This window comes from Blastomonas sp. CCH1-A6, from assembly GCF_001556365.1.
Classification (GTDB): Bacteria; Pseudomonadota; Alphaproteobacteria; order Sphingomonadales; family Sphingomonadaceae; genus Blastomonas; species Blastomonas ursincola.
Genome location: NZ_LSIS01000141.1, coordinates 24,293 through 38,645, shown reverse-complemented (window position 1 = coordinate 38,645; position 14,353 = coordinate 24,293). Strand labels below are relative to the sequence as shown.

The following is a 14,353-nucleotide window of genomic DNA, read 5'->3' as shown; positions in this document are numbered from 1 at the left end:
AGACGCTTAGCGATCCAAACACGATCAAGACGGTGAAATCGATCTATGATGCCGGCACGGGACTGATCGACAAGGCGCAGGGGCTGCGCAGCGCGCCACCGAAGCAGCTGTCTCCGCCTACGCCAGCGCCGAAAGGGCCTGCGTGCCGACATGGCGAAGCGCTGGATGCTGAAACCCGGCGCTGCAGGCGACCTGATCCGCTTCACTTATACCGACGATCACGGCCTGGTGAGCGTGCGAACCGTCGGCAACTGGACAAGCAACGGGCGCGAGCTGAGCGGCTATTGCCTGAACCTGCGGGCTGAGCATAAGTTCGCAATCGCGCGTATCGATGCGCCGGAGATGATCGGATGAAACTTCAATTGTTGGCTATACTCGCGTTCGCGGTTCCTACCACCGCCACGGCACCAGAGAAATTCGATCTGAAGTGCACCGGCGAACGACAATTCCACCTTGAATCGCCGGTTGAACCACACAGCTATGGTTTCAGGATCGATCTGAAGTCGCAAAAATGGTGTTGGGAGCATTGCGACATTATTTTTGATATTGCGCAGGTTCATCCAGACCGACTGATCTTAGCGGAAAAGCACGAGGTGCTCGGACGCGTTACAAGTCATTTGGTCAACGTGATCGATCGGACCAACGGAAATCATCGGTTCAGGTCCAGTGTTACCGGTTCGACAGGCAATGTGCACACGATCAATGGCACCTGCGAACCTGCCCCTTTTTCTGGTTTTCCGGCTACGAAATTTTGACGACTTCAGCCCTCATAAACGGGCTCAAAAATTAAACGCGGGGGTGCACCAAATAGCGAAATAGCGCTTTTTCACAATTTTCCTGTTATGTTCCAAGCATGGCCCAGCCACCGCCCCCCATGCCGACCATGAACATGCCCTGCGCCAGCGGCCCGAGATGGCCAGCCTGAAGCTGCTGGTGCTGAAATTCGTGCGTCAATATATTGCCGACTGGCATGGATCACCGAGCCTGGGGGAAATTGCGCATGCGCTGGGCACCAACCGCACGCGAGAGCGGCGCACGGTGCGCAAGCTGGCGGCGGAAGGGCAGCTGCTACGGGTGCCGGGGCCCCGCGGGCTGAGCCTGCAAGACTGCAGATCAGCATTCTGAGACTTTTCCGCGCGACGAATCAGCGCCGCAGAGGGTCACCCTTTTGATATTGTGTGGAAGCGATCAGCAAAGGCAATGTAGCACCGCTCCAACAACCAGATGGACTGGGCGAGTGGACAAATTGGTGGAATGAAGCTGCGCAAAAAGCCAAAAACTGTGTGTTTTCAACAGTTTATGCTAGGAAAATGGCTCCCCGAGTAGGATTCGAACCTACGGCCAAGTGATTAACAGTCACCTACTCTACCGCTGAGCTATCGGGGAACGCTCTTTTGCCTTCCCGGCGAGGCGATGCTCCCCGGGAGAAGCGCGCCTATAGCACCGGGTTTTTTGGTTTGGCAAGCACCTGATTTCACGTTCAGACGATAAATTGTTCGGCCGAAATGCGGTCGTCGAGGCTGTGGCCCGGATCGAACATCAGCGACAGGCGGCGGTTGGGGTCGATGGCGATCTGGATATCGCGGATATCGCGCACCTCGCGCTGGTCGGCCACCGCGCTGACCGGGCGTTTGCCGGGTTCCAGCACGCGGAAGGTGATCTGCGACGAATCGGGCAGCAGCGCGCCCTTCCACCGGCGCGGGCGGAATGGGCTGATCGGCGTCAGCGCCAGCATCCCGCAGCCCAGCGGCAATATCGGCCCGTTTGCGGACAGGTTATAGGCGGTCGAGCCCGCCGGCGTTGCCACCAGTACGCCATCGCAGACCAGTTCGCCGATTCGCACCGCGTTGTTGACGCTGACCTCCAGCTTGGCGGTCTGGCGCGTCTCGCGCAGCAGCGACACCTCGTTGATCGCGGGATAGGTGACGCGCTCGCCGCTCATCGTGGTCGCGGTCATCGACAGCGGCAGCACCTCGAAGCTCTGCGCCCGTTCCAGCCGGTGCACGATGCTGTCTCCGCTGCGCCAGAGGTTCATGAGGAACCCAACGGTGCCGAGGTTCAGGCCATAGACCGGCACGATCCGCCCGCGTTCGAGCATCTGGTGCAGCGTCTGCAGCATGAAGCCGTCGCCGCCCATGACGACGACGATATCGGCCTCGTCCAGGCTGGCCCATTCATGCGCCGCCTGCACCTCGCGCGCCGCCTTGCGCGCCCGTTCGGTAGGGGAGACTGCCAGCGCGATTTTGCGGTCAATAACCGATGGGGGCATGTTCCACGCCTTATCTTATGGGTGACAGGGTCTTAACGGATCGGTGCTAATGCGCCAATGTTTCTTGGGGTCTTGCGCATCGTGCCCATGCAGGGCATCGCGCGGCAGTGTTCCTGCAAATGGGGGCGGGGTCTGGACAGCAGCGGATATCGGGACAGGCCGACCTGGCGCGGCAGCGGCGCCGGCGCGGTGGACGCGGCGCTGGCGGCGGCGCTGGCGGCGTGCGGCTTCGCGCCTGCCGGGGACGGCCCTGCCGATCTGCTGGTTGCGGACATGCGCGGCAAGACCGATGACCTGCCACGCGAGATCGCCGGTCATGCGGGTGACGGTCTGCTGATCTGCGACAGTGCCTGGCTGGACCTTGCGCATCCCATCCCGCCTGGAATCACGCATGCGCTGCTCGCGCCATTTGCGGACGATGCGCTGCGATTGCAGCTGCGGCTGATCCATGGTCAGCTTGCCGCCCGCCACGGAATGGCGCCGGATCTGCACGCGCGAATCGCGGATTTTGCAGCGGCGGGCGAGGGGGCATTGCACGCGATGCTGATCGGGCTGCGCCGCATGCCCGCGGTCAACGCGACCTATGGCACTGCGGTGGGCGATGCCGCGCTCGAGGCGATGGAGCAGCGGCTCGAACGCCAGGCGGCACGGCTTTCCGCCGGCAGTGCGCTGACGTTGCGCCTGTCGGGCGGCGATTTCCTGATTGCCTATGCCATGGCCGAGGAGCGGCTGGGCTGGCAGGTCATGGCCGAGCGGATGCTGCGCGTCGTTTCCGAACCGCTCGACGTCGCCGGGCATCGGCTGCGGCTGACCGCGCGCGCGGCGCTCGCGGTGGCGCGCGAGGGCGAGGGGCCGGTCTCGCTGCTCGACCGGCTTTCGGCGGGTCTTGCCCAGGCGCGCGAAAGCGCCGCCGATCCGGTGCGCTGGGCCGATCGCCAGTCCGACCACGCGCCGCAGAGCGGCTATCGGCTCGAACAGGACATCGTCCAGGCAATCGAGCGCGACGAGATCACCGTGCTCTTCCAGCCGCAATTCGCGGTCGAGACCGGGCGCATCACCGGGGCCGAGGCGCTCGCGCGCTGGCAGCACCCGCAATATGGCGAGATCGGCGCGGGCACCTTGTTCGCGCTGGCCGACAAGGCCGATTTCACGCGCGCGCTGTCGCGCCATATCCGCCAGCGCGCGATGCAGCATGCCGCGCGCTGGACCGGGCCGCTCGCGCCGCTCCGGCTGTCGCTCAACGTCACCGCCGAGGATCTGGGCGAGAAGGGCTTTGCCCGGCGCGAGCTGGCGATGCTCGCCGAGGCCGGGTTCAGCCCGCGCCGGCTGACGCTGGAGATGACCGAACAGGCGCTGGTGCCCGATCTCAAGCGCGCGGCGGCGCGCTTTGCCGCGCTGCGCGAAGCAGGGGTGCGCATCGCGGTCGACGATTTCGGCACCGGCTATTCGAGCCTGCTGTATTTGAAGCGCCTGCCGCTCGACTATCTCAAGCTCGACCATGCGATGACCCGCGATATCGGCGGAGCGGAAGCGGACCGGATCATCGTGCGCTCGGTGATCGCGATGGCCAAGGCGCTGAACCTCAAGGTCATTGCCGAGGGGGTGGAGAGCGACGCCCAGCTTGCCGCGCTGCGCGCCGAGGGCTGCGACTATTTCCAGGGCTTCCTGCGCGGCCGGGCGATGGAGGCGGAGGTTTTCGCGGAGTTTGCGCAGGGTGAGCTGGGCTGAAATTCGAGCCAGCGACATCATTCCCGCGAACGCGGGAATCCCGCTTTCAAGCCGGCGCGAAGAATAAGCGGGCCCCCCCCCCGCGTTCGCGGGGGTGACGGGCAAGGAAAGGAAACTGTCCGCAGCCTCGGCGCGCCTTACCCCGCCTTCACGCTCTTCTTCACAATGCCCGCCAGGCCCTTGGAAAGCTGGATCAATCCGTTGATCCGCGAGGCCGGATCGCTCCACACCCGCTGGATCAGCAGCTTCTGGTCGGGGCGCAGCTTGGCGGTGCCCTTCAGGCGATCGACATAGGCGAGCAGGCCGGGGACATCGGGGAAGCTGTCGTTATGGAAGCTGACCAAAGCCCCGCGCGCGCCGACATCGATCTTGGCGACGCACGCGGTGATGCAGTTCAGCTTGATCTCGATCAGCTTGATGAGATTGCTCGTCGCATCGGGCAGCGGGCCGAACCGGTCGATCATCTCGGCGGCAAAGGCCTCGATCTCGGCGCGGTTGGTGAGATCGTTCATCCGGCGATAGAGCGCCATGCGCACCGCCAGATCGGGCACGTAATCCTCCGGAATGAGGATCGGCGCATCGACCGTGATCTGCGGCGAGAATTTCTGGCGCGGCAGGTCGAGCGACAGGCCGCCCGCCTTGGCCTCGAGAATCGCCTCCTCGAGCATCGACTGGTAGAGCTCGAACCCGACCTCGCGGATATGCCCCGACTGTTCGTCACCGACCAGATTGCCCGCGCCGCGAATGTCGAGATCGTGGCTGGCAAGCTGGAAGCCCGCGCCCAGGGTATCGAGATCGCCCAGCACCTTGAGGCGCTTGTCCGCGGTCTCGGTCAGCACGCGATTTTCCGGCGTGGTCAGATACGCATAGGCGCGGGTCTTGGAGCGGCCGACGCGGCCGCGCAACTGATAGAGCTGGGCCAGGCCGAAGGTATCGGCGCGGTGGATGATCAGCGTGTTGGCGCTGGGAATGTCGATCCCCGATTCGACGATGGTGGTCGAAAGCAGCACGTCATACTTGCGGTCGTAGAACGCGCTCATCCGCTCCTCGACATCGGACGGCGCCATCTGGCCGTGCGCCATGATGTGGCGGATTTCGGGCACCTCGTCGCGGATGAATTCGCTGAGCTTGTCGAGATCGCTGATCCGGGGCGCGACAAAATAGGACTGGCCGCCGCGATAATGTTCGCGCAGCAATGCCTCGCGCAGCACCACCGGGTCCCAGGGCATCACATAGGTGCGCACCGCCAGCCGGTCGACCGGCGGCGTCTGGATGACTGACAGTTCGCGCAGCCCGCTCATCGCCATCTGCAGCGTGCGCGGGATCGGCGTCGCGGTCAGCGTCAGCACATGCACATCGGCCTTGAGCGCCTTCAGCCGCTCCTTGTGGACCACACCGAAGCGCTGTTCCTCGTCGATGATGACCAGGCCGAGCCGCTTGAACTCGACCGATTTGGCGAGCAGCGCGTGCGTGCCAATGACGATGTCGGTGGTGCCGTTGGCAAGGCCCTCGCGCGTCGCCTTGGCCTCGCTCACGGTGACGAGGCGCGAAAGGCGGCCGATATTGAGCGGGAAGCCCTGAAAGCGCTCGACGAAATTGGTGTAATGCTGGCGTGCGAGCAATGTCGTCGGCGCGACGATCGCGACCTGCATGCCCGACATCGCGGCGACGAACGCGGCGCGCATCGCAACTTCCGTCTTGCCGAAGCCGACATCGCCGCAGACCAGCCGGTCCATCGGCTTGCCCGAGGCGAGGTCCTCGAGCACCTCGGCGATGACGCGCTCCTGGTCCTCGGTTTCCTCGTACGGGAAGCGGTCGACAAAGCTCGCATAGACGCCCGGCTCGACCTCGGCGACATCGGCGGTGCGCAAGGCACGCTCGGCGGCGGTCTTCATCAGCTCGCCCGCGATCGCCTGGATGCGTTCCTTGAGCTTGGCGCGCCGCCGCTGCCAGGCCTCGCCGCCCAGCTTGTCGAGCGCGACGCCCTCGCTTTCGGAGCCGTAGCGGGTGAGCACGTCGATATTCTCGACCGGCACATAGAGCTTGTCGCCGCCCGCATAGGTCAGCCACACGCAGTCGTGCGGGCTCTTGCCGACCGGGATCGAGACCAGCCCCTCATAGCGGCCGATGCCATGGTCGATATGCACGACCAGGTCGCCGGCCGCGAGCGATTGCAGCTCGGCGAGGAACGCGTCGGCGGACTTGCGCTTCTTGCGCCGCCGCACCAGTCGGTCGCCGAGCAGGTCCTGTTCGGACAGGATCTCGTAGCGGTCGGTGGCAAAGCCGTGATCCTGCGGCAGCACGACCATCGAGGCCATGCCGGTCGCGGCCTGGCCCAGCGCCTCCTGCCAGCTGCCCGCCAGCGCCATGCGCGCCAGGCCATGGTCCTTGAGCAGCCCGAGCAGGCGGCTGCGCGAGCCTTCCGAATAGCTCGCGATGATCGCGCCCCGGCTGGCGGCGCGCAGCTGCTCGATATGCGCGACGGCGGCGGCATAGACATTGTCGCCGCGCGCGCGCTCCGCGCCGAAATCGCGCGCGGTGCGATAGCCGAGGCCCAGCACGCGCTGCGATTCGGGCTCGTCATGGCTGCTGACCAGATGGATCGGCGTTTCACCTTCGGCCGCGCGCCATTCCTTGGGCACCAGATAGAGCGCCGAGGGCTTGAGCGGCCGATAGCTGCCCGCCTTGTCCTCGTTCCCGCGCTGGCGGTTGGCGTGATAGTCGGTGATGCTCTCGAACCGCTGGTCGGCGGCGGCATCGGCCCCGGCATCGCGCAGCACGATATCGGCATCATCCAGATGCTCGAACAGCGGCACCAGCCGCTCCTCGATCATCGGCAGCCAGTGTTCCATGCCGGCGAGCCTGCGCCCGTCGCTGATCGCCTGATAGAGCGGATCGGTGGTGGCATTGGCGCCGAACGCCTCGCGATAGGCGCTGCGGAAGCGCTTGATGCTGTCGGCGTCGAGCAGCACTTCGGAGGCGGGCAGCAAGATGTGCCGCTCGACCCGCTCGGTCGAACGCTGCGTGCCCGGATCGAAGGCGCGCATCGTGTCGAGCTCGTCGCCGAAGAAATCGAGCCGGAGCCCCGAATCCATCCCTGCGGGGAAGATGTCGATGAGGTTGCCGCGAACCGCGAACTCGCCCGAATCGGCGACGGTATCGGTGCGGGCATAGCCCTGGCGCACCAGCTTCTCGATCAGCGCCTCGCGCGCGATCATCATGCCGGGTTTCAGCTCCGCGCCGACCTGGCGGATGCGGAACGGGGTCAATGTGCGCTGGGTGACCGCGTTGACCGTGGTGACCAGCAGCTGCGGCCCGCCCGCCGGTTGCTGCAGCGTCCACAAGGCCTTGAGCCGCCGCGCGGTGATGCCGAGCGAAGGCGAGGCGCGGTCATAGGGCAGACAGTCCCAGGCGGGAAACTCGATCGCCTCCAGATCGGGCGCATAGAAGGGCGCGGTCTCGGCGACCGCGTGCATCATTGCATCGTCGGGCGCGATGAAGACGATGCGCCCGCCCTGCTTGCGCGCGGCGGCGGCGCGGGCGAGGTCCGCCAGCAGCAGCGGCAGCGCGCCGGGTGCGACGCTCGCCAGCGTCAGCGGCGCGGTCGCCTGCAGGATGCGGCTGATGCTGTCCATAAGTGCTGTGCCTTGCGCGCCGGTGCGATCAGCGCGGAATGTTGATGAAATCGAGCTGGCGGAACGCGTCCATCTGCGGCCCGGCAAAGCGGTCGGGCACGGGCTGCGTGCCGATGGCCCAGGCCATGATGTCGACGTCCTGCTCCTCGATCAGCGTCTCGAACCAGTCGAGCTCTGCGTCCGACCAGCCTTTCCCATAGCGGTCGAAAAAGCCGCCGATCATGTAATCCGCCTCGCGCGTGCCCCGGTGCCAGGCGCGGAAGGCCAGGCGGCGCAATCTGGTTTCGCGGTCCATGCCAGAAGTTCCTTTGCTTGCGGGGTGGGCCGGGCCTGCCTAAGACGGGTCAGAATTCCAGCCAGCAGCACATGTCAGTGCGTTGCGTTTTTTGCGATAGCCATGCGCCCCGATATACTCAACCCCGCATTCGCCGAGATCGAGAGCCTCAAGGGCGTCGGCGTGAGCTTGCAGAAGCCGTTCGCGCGGCTGGGCATTTCGCGGGTCAAGGACATGGCCTATCATCTGCCCAACGGCTTCATCCGCCGCAGGCATGTCGACAATGCCGATCAGGCAGGCACGGGCGAGCAGATCATCATCGCGCTCACCGCCACCGGCTACCGGAGCAGCCCCGGACGCGGGCCGACACGGGTGATCGCCGAGGATTCGATCGGCAACCATATCGCGCTCGTCTATTTCGGCGGCAATCCGGGCTGGGCGAAGAAGCTCTGGCCGCTGGGCGAGACGCGGCTGGCGGCGGGCAAGCTCGAGATCTGGGGCGAGGCGTGGCAGATCGTCCATCCCGATCATGTGGTGGAGCCGGGCCAGGCCGACCAGATCGGCGAGGCCGAGCCCGTCTATCCGCTCGCCGAAGGGCTGGGGCAGAAGCGCGTCGCCTCACTGGCGGCGCAGGCACTGGCGCAGCTGCCGCCGCTGCCCGAATGGATCGAGCCGACGCTAAAGGCGCGCGAGGGCTGGCCCGACTGGCACGAGGCGCTCGCCGCCGCGCATCAGGGCATGGACGAAAAGCCCCGCGAGCGGCTGGCCTATGACGAGATCTTCGCCAACCAGCTCGCCTTCGCGCTGATCCGGCAGTCCAACCGCAAGCGCAAGGGCGTCGCGCTGCAGGGCGATGGGCATCTGCGCGATGCGCTCAGGCTGCCTTTCGCGATGACCGGGGCGCAGCGGCGGACGATCGAGGAGATCAACGGCGACATGGCCCAGCCGGTGCCGATGCTGCGGCTGCTCCAGGGCGATGTCGGAGCAGGCAAGACGCTCGTCGCGGTGATGGCGATGCTGAACGCGGTCGAATGCGGCGGCCAGGCGGCGCTGCTCGCGCCGACCGAAATCCTCGCCCGGCAGCATTTCGATACGATCTCGCGCATGCTTTCCGGCCTGCCGGTCAGCATCGCGGTGCTCACTGGGCGCGACAAGGGCAAGGCTCGCGAGGCGACGCTGATGGGGCTGGCGGACGGGTCGATCCAGATCGTCATCGGCACGCACGCGCTGTTCCAGGATGCGGTGCGCTATCGCAATCTCGCGCTCGCGGTGATCGACGAGCAGCACAAGTTCGGCGTGTCGCAGCGGCTGATGCTGCAGGAGAAGGGCAGGGCGACGCCGCACCTGCTGGCGATGACCGCAACGCCGATCCCGCGCACCCTGACGCTCAGCCATTATGGCGAGATGGACGTCTCGCGGCTCGACGAACTGCCGCCGGGGCGCCAGCCGATCGAGACAAGGGTGATCGCCGACGATCGGCTGCACGAGATCGTCGACGGGCTTGCCCGGCATATCGAGCGGGGCGGCCAGGCCTATTGGGTGTGCCCGCTGGTGATGGACAGCGAGACCAGCGACCTTGCCGCCGCCGAGACGCGTGCGGCGCAGCTTGCCGAGCGCTTTCCCGGCAAGGTCTCGCTGGTGCATGGCCAGATGCCGGTCGAGCGCAAGGATGCGATGATGGCGGACTTTGCCAGCGGCAAGACCGCGCTGCTGGTCGCGACCACGGTGATCGAGGTCGGGGTCGATGTCCCCAACGCGACGCTGATGATCATCGAGGCGGCGGAGCGCTTTGGCCTGGCGCAATTGCACCAGCTGCGCGGCCGGGTGGGGCGGGGCGACCAGAAATCGGTCTGCGTGCTGCTGCGCGGAAGCGCGCTCAGCGAGACCGCGCGGGCGCGGCTCGCGCTGATGCGCTCGAGCCAGGACGGCTTTCATATCGCCGAGGAGGATCTGCGGCTGCGCGGCGGCGGCGAGCTCCTCGGCACGCGGCAATCGGGCGACAGCGCCTTCCGCATCGCCAGCCCCGAACAGGTGCAGCGGCTGATCGGCACGGCATCGGACGATGCCCGGCTGCTGATGGACCGCGATGGCGGGCTCGACAGCGAACGCGGCCAGGCGGCGCGCACCGCGCTCTACCTGTTTGAGCGCGATTATGGAGCCAAGCTGCTCAGGGGCGGGTAGGCGCCGCCCCCAAGCGCGATGGTTTGTCAGGCGGCGGGCATGATGCTCGCGACATAGATGGCATAGCCCGACAGGCCGAGCAGCGTCAGCATCGAGGTCAGCGTGCCGATCATCCGGCCGATGCCGAACGCGCCGCCGTCCATGCCCAGGCCATGCGCCAGCCGGCCGATCATGTAGACGATGCCGACCACCCACAGCCAGGTCGCAGCATAGCCCGAACATTCGAGCGCACCGATCAGCACCAGCACGAAGGGCGTGTATTCGACGAAATTGGCCTGGGCGCGCATGCGGCGGATGACGAACTCATTGCCGCCATCGCCCACGCTGACCTTCTGGCTGGTGCGCACCTGGCCGATGCGGAGGGCGAGCCACAGGTTGATCAATCCGGCGGCAGCGGCCATGGTCAGTGTCAGCGGCAGGTTCATGCGTATCGTCCCCTCGTTGGCGGTCGTCCGCGTCGCGACGACCAATTGTGCAGCGGACTAGCGCGACAGAGCTTGCAACGCACGAGATTTTCGCTATAGCGCCGCCTTCGCACGCGAATGGGCCGTGTCGCTGTATCGGCAGGCCGCGCCAGTGGCGTCCTGATGGGGCGAGTTGGCAATATCGCATTGATTGACAAGCAATTTAAGGTAAGCAGGCTGCCATGGCTGTTCCTAAGAGAAAAACTTCGCCCTCCAAGCGCGGCATGCGCCGGAGCCACGATTCGCTGACCATCGACGCGTTCAGCGAATGCTCCAACTGTGGTGAACTGAAGCGCCCGCACCATGTCTGCGGCGCATGCGGCCATTATAACGGCCGTGAGGTGCTCGAAGTCGCCTGATCCTTATCAGACGGTCTTTGCACTTTTTCAGGGGGATTAACCGGTGCCGATGAAGCCGCGGATCGCGATTGATGCGATGGGCGGTGATGAAGGCGTGCGGGTGATGCTGGGCGGGGCGGCGGAAGCGCGCCACCGCCACGATCGCTTCACCTTTCTGCTGGTCGGCGACGAAAAGCAGATCAAGCAGGGCCTGGACAATCACCCCAATTTGCGCGCGGCGTCCGAGATCCTTCACACCGAAGAGGTGGTGAAGGGCGAGGACAAGCCCAGCCAGGCGCTGCGCAAGTCCAAGAACAGCTCGATGGGGCTCGCCATCCAGGCGGTAAAGTCCGGCGATTGCAGCGCCGCTGTGAGCGCCGGCAATACCGGCGCGCTAATGGCGATGGCCAAGCTCGCGCTGCGCACCATGCCCGGCATCGACCGGCCCGCGCTCGCCGCATTGCTGCCGACGCTCGACGAGACCGACATGGTCATGCTCGACCTTGGCGCGAATACCGAGTGCGATGCCCGCAACCTCGTCCAGTTCGCGATCATGGGCGCGGTCTATTCGCAGATCATCTTCGGCTTCGAAAAGCCCCGCACCGGGCTGCTCAACATCGGCACCGAGGAATCGAAGGGCACCGAGGCGATCCGCGATGCCGCCGCCGCGCTGCGCGCCGCGACGCACCTGCCGATGCAGTTCAAGGGCTTTATCGAGGCGGACAAGATCTCGCGCGGCGATGTTGATGTCGTCGTCACCGACGGCTTTTCAGGCAATATCGCCTTGAAGGCGCTCGAAGGCACAGCGCGCTTCGTCACCGATCTGCTCAAGCGCAGCTTCCAGTCCTCGCTCCGCTCGAAGATCGGCTTTCTGATCTCGCGCCCGGCGACCGAATTGCTCAGGCACCATCTCGATCCCAACAACCATAATGGCGCGGTGTTCCTGGGCCTCAACGGCGTGGTGGTGAAAAGCCACGGATCGGCCAGCATCAAGGGCGTGGCGAACGCGGTCGAGGTCGCAGCAAGGCTGGTCGAGGACAATATCACCCAGCGCATCGGCGATGTGCTGAAGGACTTTGATACCAGCGCGATCGCCAGCAACGGCGTCGCTTCCAACGGATCGGGCGAATTTCCCAAATGACTTTTCAGGCTCCGGCGACGCGCAGTGTCATTCTCGGCACGGGATCGGCACTGCCAGCCAAGCGGGTATCCAATGCCGAACTGGCTGAAACCGTCGATACCTCGGACGAGTGGATCACCGAGCGCACCGGCATCAAGTTCCGCCATATCGCCGCGCCGGAAGAGACCACGGGCACGCTGGCAATAGATGCGGCCAACAGGGCGCTCGAAGCCGCAGGACTGGCAGGCAGCGATATCGACCTGATCGTGCTTGCGACAGCGACCCCCGACCACACCTTCCCCGCCACCGCGACCAAGGTGCAGTCGGCGATCGGCATGACAGGCGGTATCGCCTTCGACGTCGCAGCGGTCTGTTCGGGCTTTCTTTACGCGCTCAGCGTTGCCGACAGCATGCTGCGCACCGGCATGGGCAGCCGCGCGCTGGTCATCGGTGCGGAAACCTTCAGCCGCATTCTCGACTGGGAAGATCGCGGCACCTGCGTGCTGTTCGGCGATGGTGCGGGCGCGGTCGTGCTCGGGCTCGAAACCGCCGCGGAGGGCGATAGCGCCGCGCGCGGCATCCTGACGACCCAGTTGCACGCCGATGGTCGCCATCACGACCTGCTCTATGTTGATGGCGGGCCCTCGACCACGGGCACCGTCGGCAAGGTCCGGATGAAGGGGCGCGAGGTGTTTCGCCATGCCGTGGTCAATCTGGCCGAAGTCATGGAGCAGGTGCTGCACCGGCTGGGCCTGACCAGCGCCGATATCGACTGGGTGGTGCCGCACCAGGCCAATGCCCGCATTCTCGATGCGACCGCGCGCAAGCTGGGTCTGCCGCCGGAAAAGGTGGTGGTCACCGTGGACCAGCATGCCAATACCTCGGCCGCGTCGGTTCCGCTCGCACTCGACACCGCCGTGCGCGACGGCCGCATCCAGCGCGGCGACCTGCTGGTGCTCGAAGCGATGGGCGGCGGCCTTACCTGGGGGGCGGCGGTAATCCGCTATTAACCTCACGCAATTTTGTCGCGCAATCGCCTCTATTCGCACTGTTTTTACATAGCCTCGATTTGCCATTATAACTTCGATCCGCTATCCTGCTCTTGGCGGGTTAGGAGACGGGGCGATGCGTTCAGTGGGTACTTTGACCAGGGCTGATCTGGCCGATACGATCAACAACCAGGTAGGACTGTCTCGCGCCGATGCGGCGCAGATGGTGGAATCGGTGCTCAACCACATGACCGACGCTCTCGAGCGCGGCGAGAATGTGAAGATTTCGGGCTTCGGCACCTTTCTGTTGCGCGACAAGGGCGAGCGCGTCGGGCGCAACCCCAAGACCGGGGTCGAGGTTCCGATCACTCCGCGCCGCGTGCTGACCTTCCGCGCCAGCCAGATCATGAAGGAAAGGATCATGGCCGGTGACTGACCCGGTGACCTCCTCCGGCAAGGCCGAGGGCGCGATGCGCACCATCGGCGAGGTTTCGGCCGAACTGGGGGTCAAGCCGCACATCCTGCGCTATTGGGAAGCGCAGTTCGACAGCATCAAGCCGCTCAAGCGTGCCGGGGGGCGGCGCTATTACCGGCCCGAGGATGTCGAGACGCTGCGCACGATCGACCGCTTGCTCAACCGCGAGGGCTTTACCGTGCGCGGCGCGCGGCAGTATCTGGCAGGCAAGGCGGCGAAGCCGGCGCCTGCTGCAGCACCTGCGCCTGCCGTAACCGCTGCCCATTCGATCGATCTCGCCGCGCTGCGCGCGATCCGCGACCGGTTGGCAGCGGCACTCGAAGCGGCCTGAGCCACTGCGCACCGTTCAGAGCGGCTTGCGCATGATCCAGTCGGTAAACGGCACGTTGCCGGTCATGAACTGCTGCTGCCCGACCTTCTCGAACCCGAAGCGTTCGTAGAAGCGCTGCGCATCGGGATTGTTGGTATAGACGCACAAATACAGGCACGTGGCCTCGCGGGCGCGGGCCTCGTCGATCACCGCGTCCATCAGCCTGCGGCCAAGGCCAGCACCCTGCCAGCCCGACAGCGCATAGATGCGCTTCAACTCCACCGATCCGGGCTGCGGCTTGATATCGAGCTCGGGCGGGCTCATCATCGCATAGCCGACCGGCGCGCCGAGCGGCGTTTCCAGCAGCCAGAAGGCGTATTCGGGCTTGTCCAGCCAGCCAGCATAGCGCGCCATGCCATGCTCGACGCTGCAATGGTCGATCAGCGCTTGCCCCGGATGATCATGCGCAAAGGCGGTGAGAAAGGTCGCCGAGCCGATCAGCGCCAGCTTCGCGGCATCGTCCGGGCCCGCGCGGCGCAGGATGGTCTCGGGCAGCGGCTTTGCCATGGC

General features: G+C 65.6%; 15 protein-coding genes and 1 tRNA gene. 10 read left to right on the top strand and 6 right to left on the bottom strand.

What is annotated here, in order from left to right; all coding sequences use genetic code 11:
• Positions 1–150: 150 nt before the first annotated feature.
• The 3 genes from AX735_RS05725 (at position 151) to AX735_RS05720 (ending at position 1,125) form a co-directional block, all read left to right on the top strand.
• Positions 151–354 carry a hypothetical protein gene (locus AX735_RS05725; protein WP_066277046.1) on the top strand — a complete coding sequence of 68 codons (204 nt, stop codon included), beginning with the start codon at positions 151–153 and terminating at the stop codon, positions 352–354.
• Positions 351–755 carry a hypothetical protein gene (locus AX735_RS24890; protein WP_156447431.1) on the top strand — a complete coding sequence of 135 codons (405 nt, stop codon included), beginning with the start codon at positions 351–353 and terminating at the stop codon, positions 753–755. Before AX735_RS05725 ends, AX735_RS24890 begins: the two co-directional genes overlap by 4 nt.
• Before the next feature lie 157 nt (positions 756–912).
• On the top strand, positions 913–1,125 hold the full coding sequence (locus AX735_RS05720; protein ID WP_066277042.1) for a hypothetical protein: 213 nt from the start codon (positions 913–915) through the stop codon (positions 1,123–1,125).
• 186 nt (positions 1,126–1,311) lie between these two features.
• On the opposite strand, the gene AX735_RS05715 is transcribed toward AX735_RS05720, so the two are convergent.
• Positions 1,312–1,386: transfer RNA gene (locus AX735_RS05715), tRNA-Asn, on the bottom strand.
• Between the two features lie 94 nt (positions 1,387–1,480).
• On the bottom strand, positions 1,481–2,269 hold the full coding sequence (locus AX735_RS05710; protein WP_066277038.1) for an NAD kinase: 789 nt from the start codon (positions 2,267–2,269) through the stop codon (positions 1,481–1,483).
• 189 nt (positions 2,270–2,458) lie between these two features.
• On the opposite strand from AX735_RS05710, the gene AX735_RS05705 reads away from it, so the two are divergent.
• Positions 2,459–3,997, top strand: a complete 1,539-nt coding sequence (locus AX735_RS05705; RefSeq protein WP_202189508.1) for a bifunctional diguanylate cyclase/phosphodiesterase — start codon at positions 2,459–2,461, stop codon at positions 3,995–3,997.
• A gap of 137 nt (positions 3,998–4,134) precedes the next feature.
• On the opposite strand, the gene mfd is transcribed toward AX735_RS05705, so the two are convergent.
• Together mfd and AX735_RS05695 are read right to left on the bottom strand one after the other, a co-directional pair.
• Complete coding sequence (gene mfd / locus AX735_RS05700; RefSeq protein WP_066277027.1) at positions 4,135–7,632, bottom strand: transcription-repair coupling factor; 3,498 nt, start codon at positions 7,630–7,632, stop codon at positions 4,135–4,137.
• A 28-nt stretch (positions 7,633–7,660) separates the two neighbouring features.
• Positions 7,661–7,927: an FAD assembly factor SdhE gene (locus tag AX735_RS05695; RefSeq protein ID WP_066277025.1), complete on the bottom strand. Its 267-nt coding sequence runs from the start codon at positions 7,925–7,927 to the stop codon at positions 7,661–7,663.
• A gap of 102 nt (positions 7,928–8,029) precedes the next feature.
• On the opposite strand from AX735_RS05695, the gene recG reads away from it, so the two are divergent.
• Entirely contained in the window at positions 8,030–10,087 is a 2,058-nt protein-coding gene (gene recG, locus AX735_RS05690; protein WP_066277023.1) for an ATP-dependent DNA helicase RecG, read from the top strand.
• Positions 10,088–10,113: 26 nt separating this feature from the next.
• Here the strand turns inward: recG and AX735_RS05685 are convergent, their stop codons facing one another.
• Positions 10,114–10,512 (bottom strand): MAPEG family protein, encoded by a 399-nt coding sequence (locus AX735_RS05685; protein ID WP_066277051.1) that lies wholly within the window; start codon positions 10,510–10,512, stop codon positions 10,114–10,116.
• Positions 10,513–10,733: 221 nt separating this feature from the next.
• On the opposite strand from AX735_RS05685, the gene rpmF reads away from it, so the two are divergent.
• From rpmF to AX735_RS05660, 5 genes are all read left to right on the top strand, one after another.
• Positions 10,734–10,910, top strand: coding sequence for a 50S ribosomal protein L32 (gene rpmF / locus AX735_RS05680; RefSeq protein WP_023837736.1), 177 nt, complete (start codon positions 10,734–10,736; stop codon positions 10,908–10,910).
• A 49-nt stretch (positions 10,911–10,959) separates the two neighbouring features.
• Positions 10,960–12,030 carry a phosphate acyltransferase PlsX gene (gene plsX, locus AX735_RS05675; RefSeq protein ID WP_066277019.1) on the top strand — a complete coding sequence of 357 codons (1,071 nt, stop codon included), beginning with the start codon at positions 10,960–10,962 and terminating at the stop codon, positions 12,028–12,030.
• The gene (locus AX735_RS05670) at positions 12,027–13,019 is read left to right on the top strand and encodes a beta-ketoacyl-ACP synthase III (RefSeq protein WP_066277018.1); all 993 of its coding nucleotides are present in this window, start codon (positions 12,027–12,029) and stop codon (positions 13,017–13,019) included. Before plsX ends, AX735_RS05670 begins: the two co-directional genes overlap by 4 nt.
• Before the next feature lie 115 nt (positions 13,020–13,134).
• Positions 13,135–13,434: an integration host factor subunit alpha gene (locus tag AX735_RS05665; protein WP_081097194.1), complete on the top strand. Its 300-nt coding sequence runs from the start codon at positions 13,135–13,137 to the stop codon at positions 13,432–13,434.
• Positions 13,427–13,804 (top strand): MerR family transcriptional regulator, encoded by a 378-nt coding sequence (locus AX735_RS05660; RefSeq protein ID WP_231750031.1) that lies wholly within the window; start codon positions 13,427–13,429, stop codon positions 13,802–13,804. Before AX735_RS05665 ends, AX735_RS05660 begins: the two co-directional genes overlap by 8 nt.
• A gap of 15 nt (positions 13,805–13,819) precedes the next feature.
• Here AX735_RS05660 and AX735_RS05655 read toward each other — a convergent pair whose 3' ends face one another.
• A complete protein-coding gene (locus tag AX735_RS05655; protein WP_066277007.1) occupies positions 13,820–14,350 on the bottom strand; it encodes a GNAT family N-acetyltransferase in 531 nt (176 codons plus the stop codon).
• Positions 14,351–14,353: the final 3 nt, after the last annotated feature.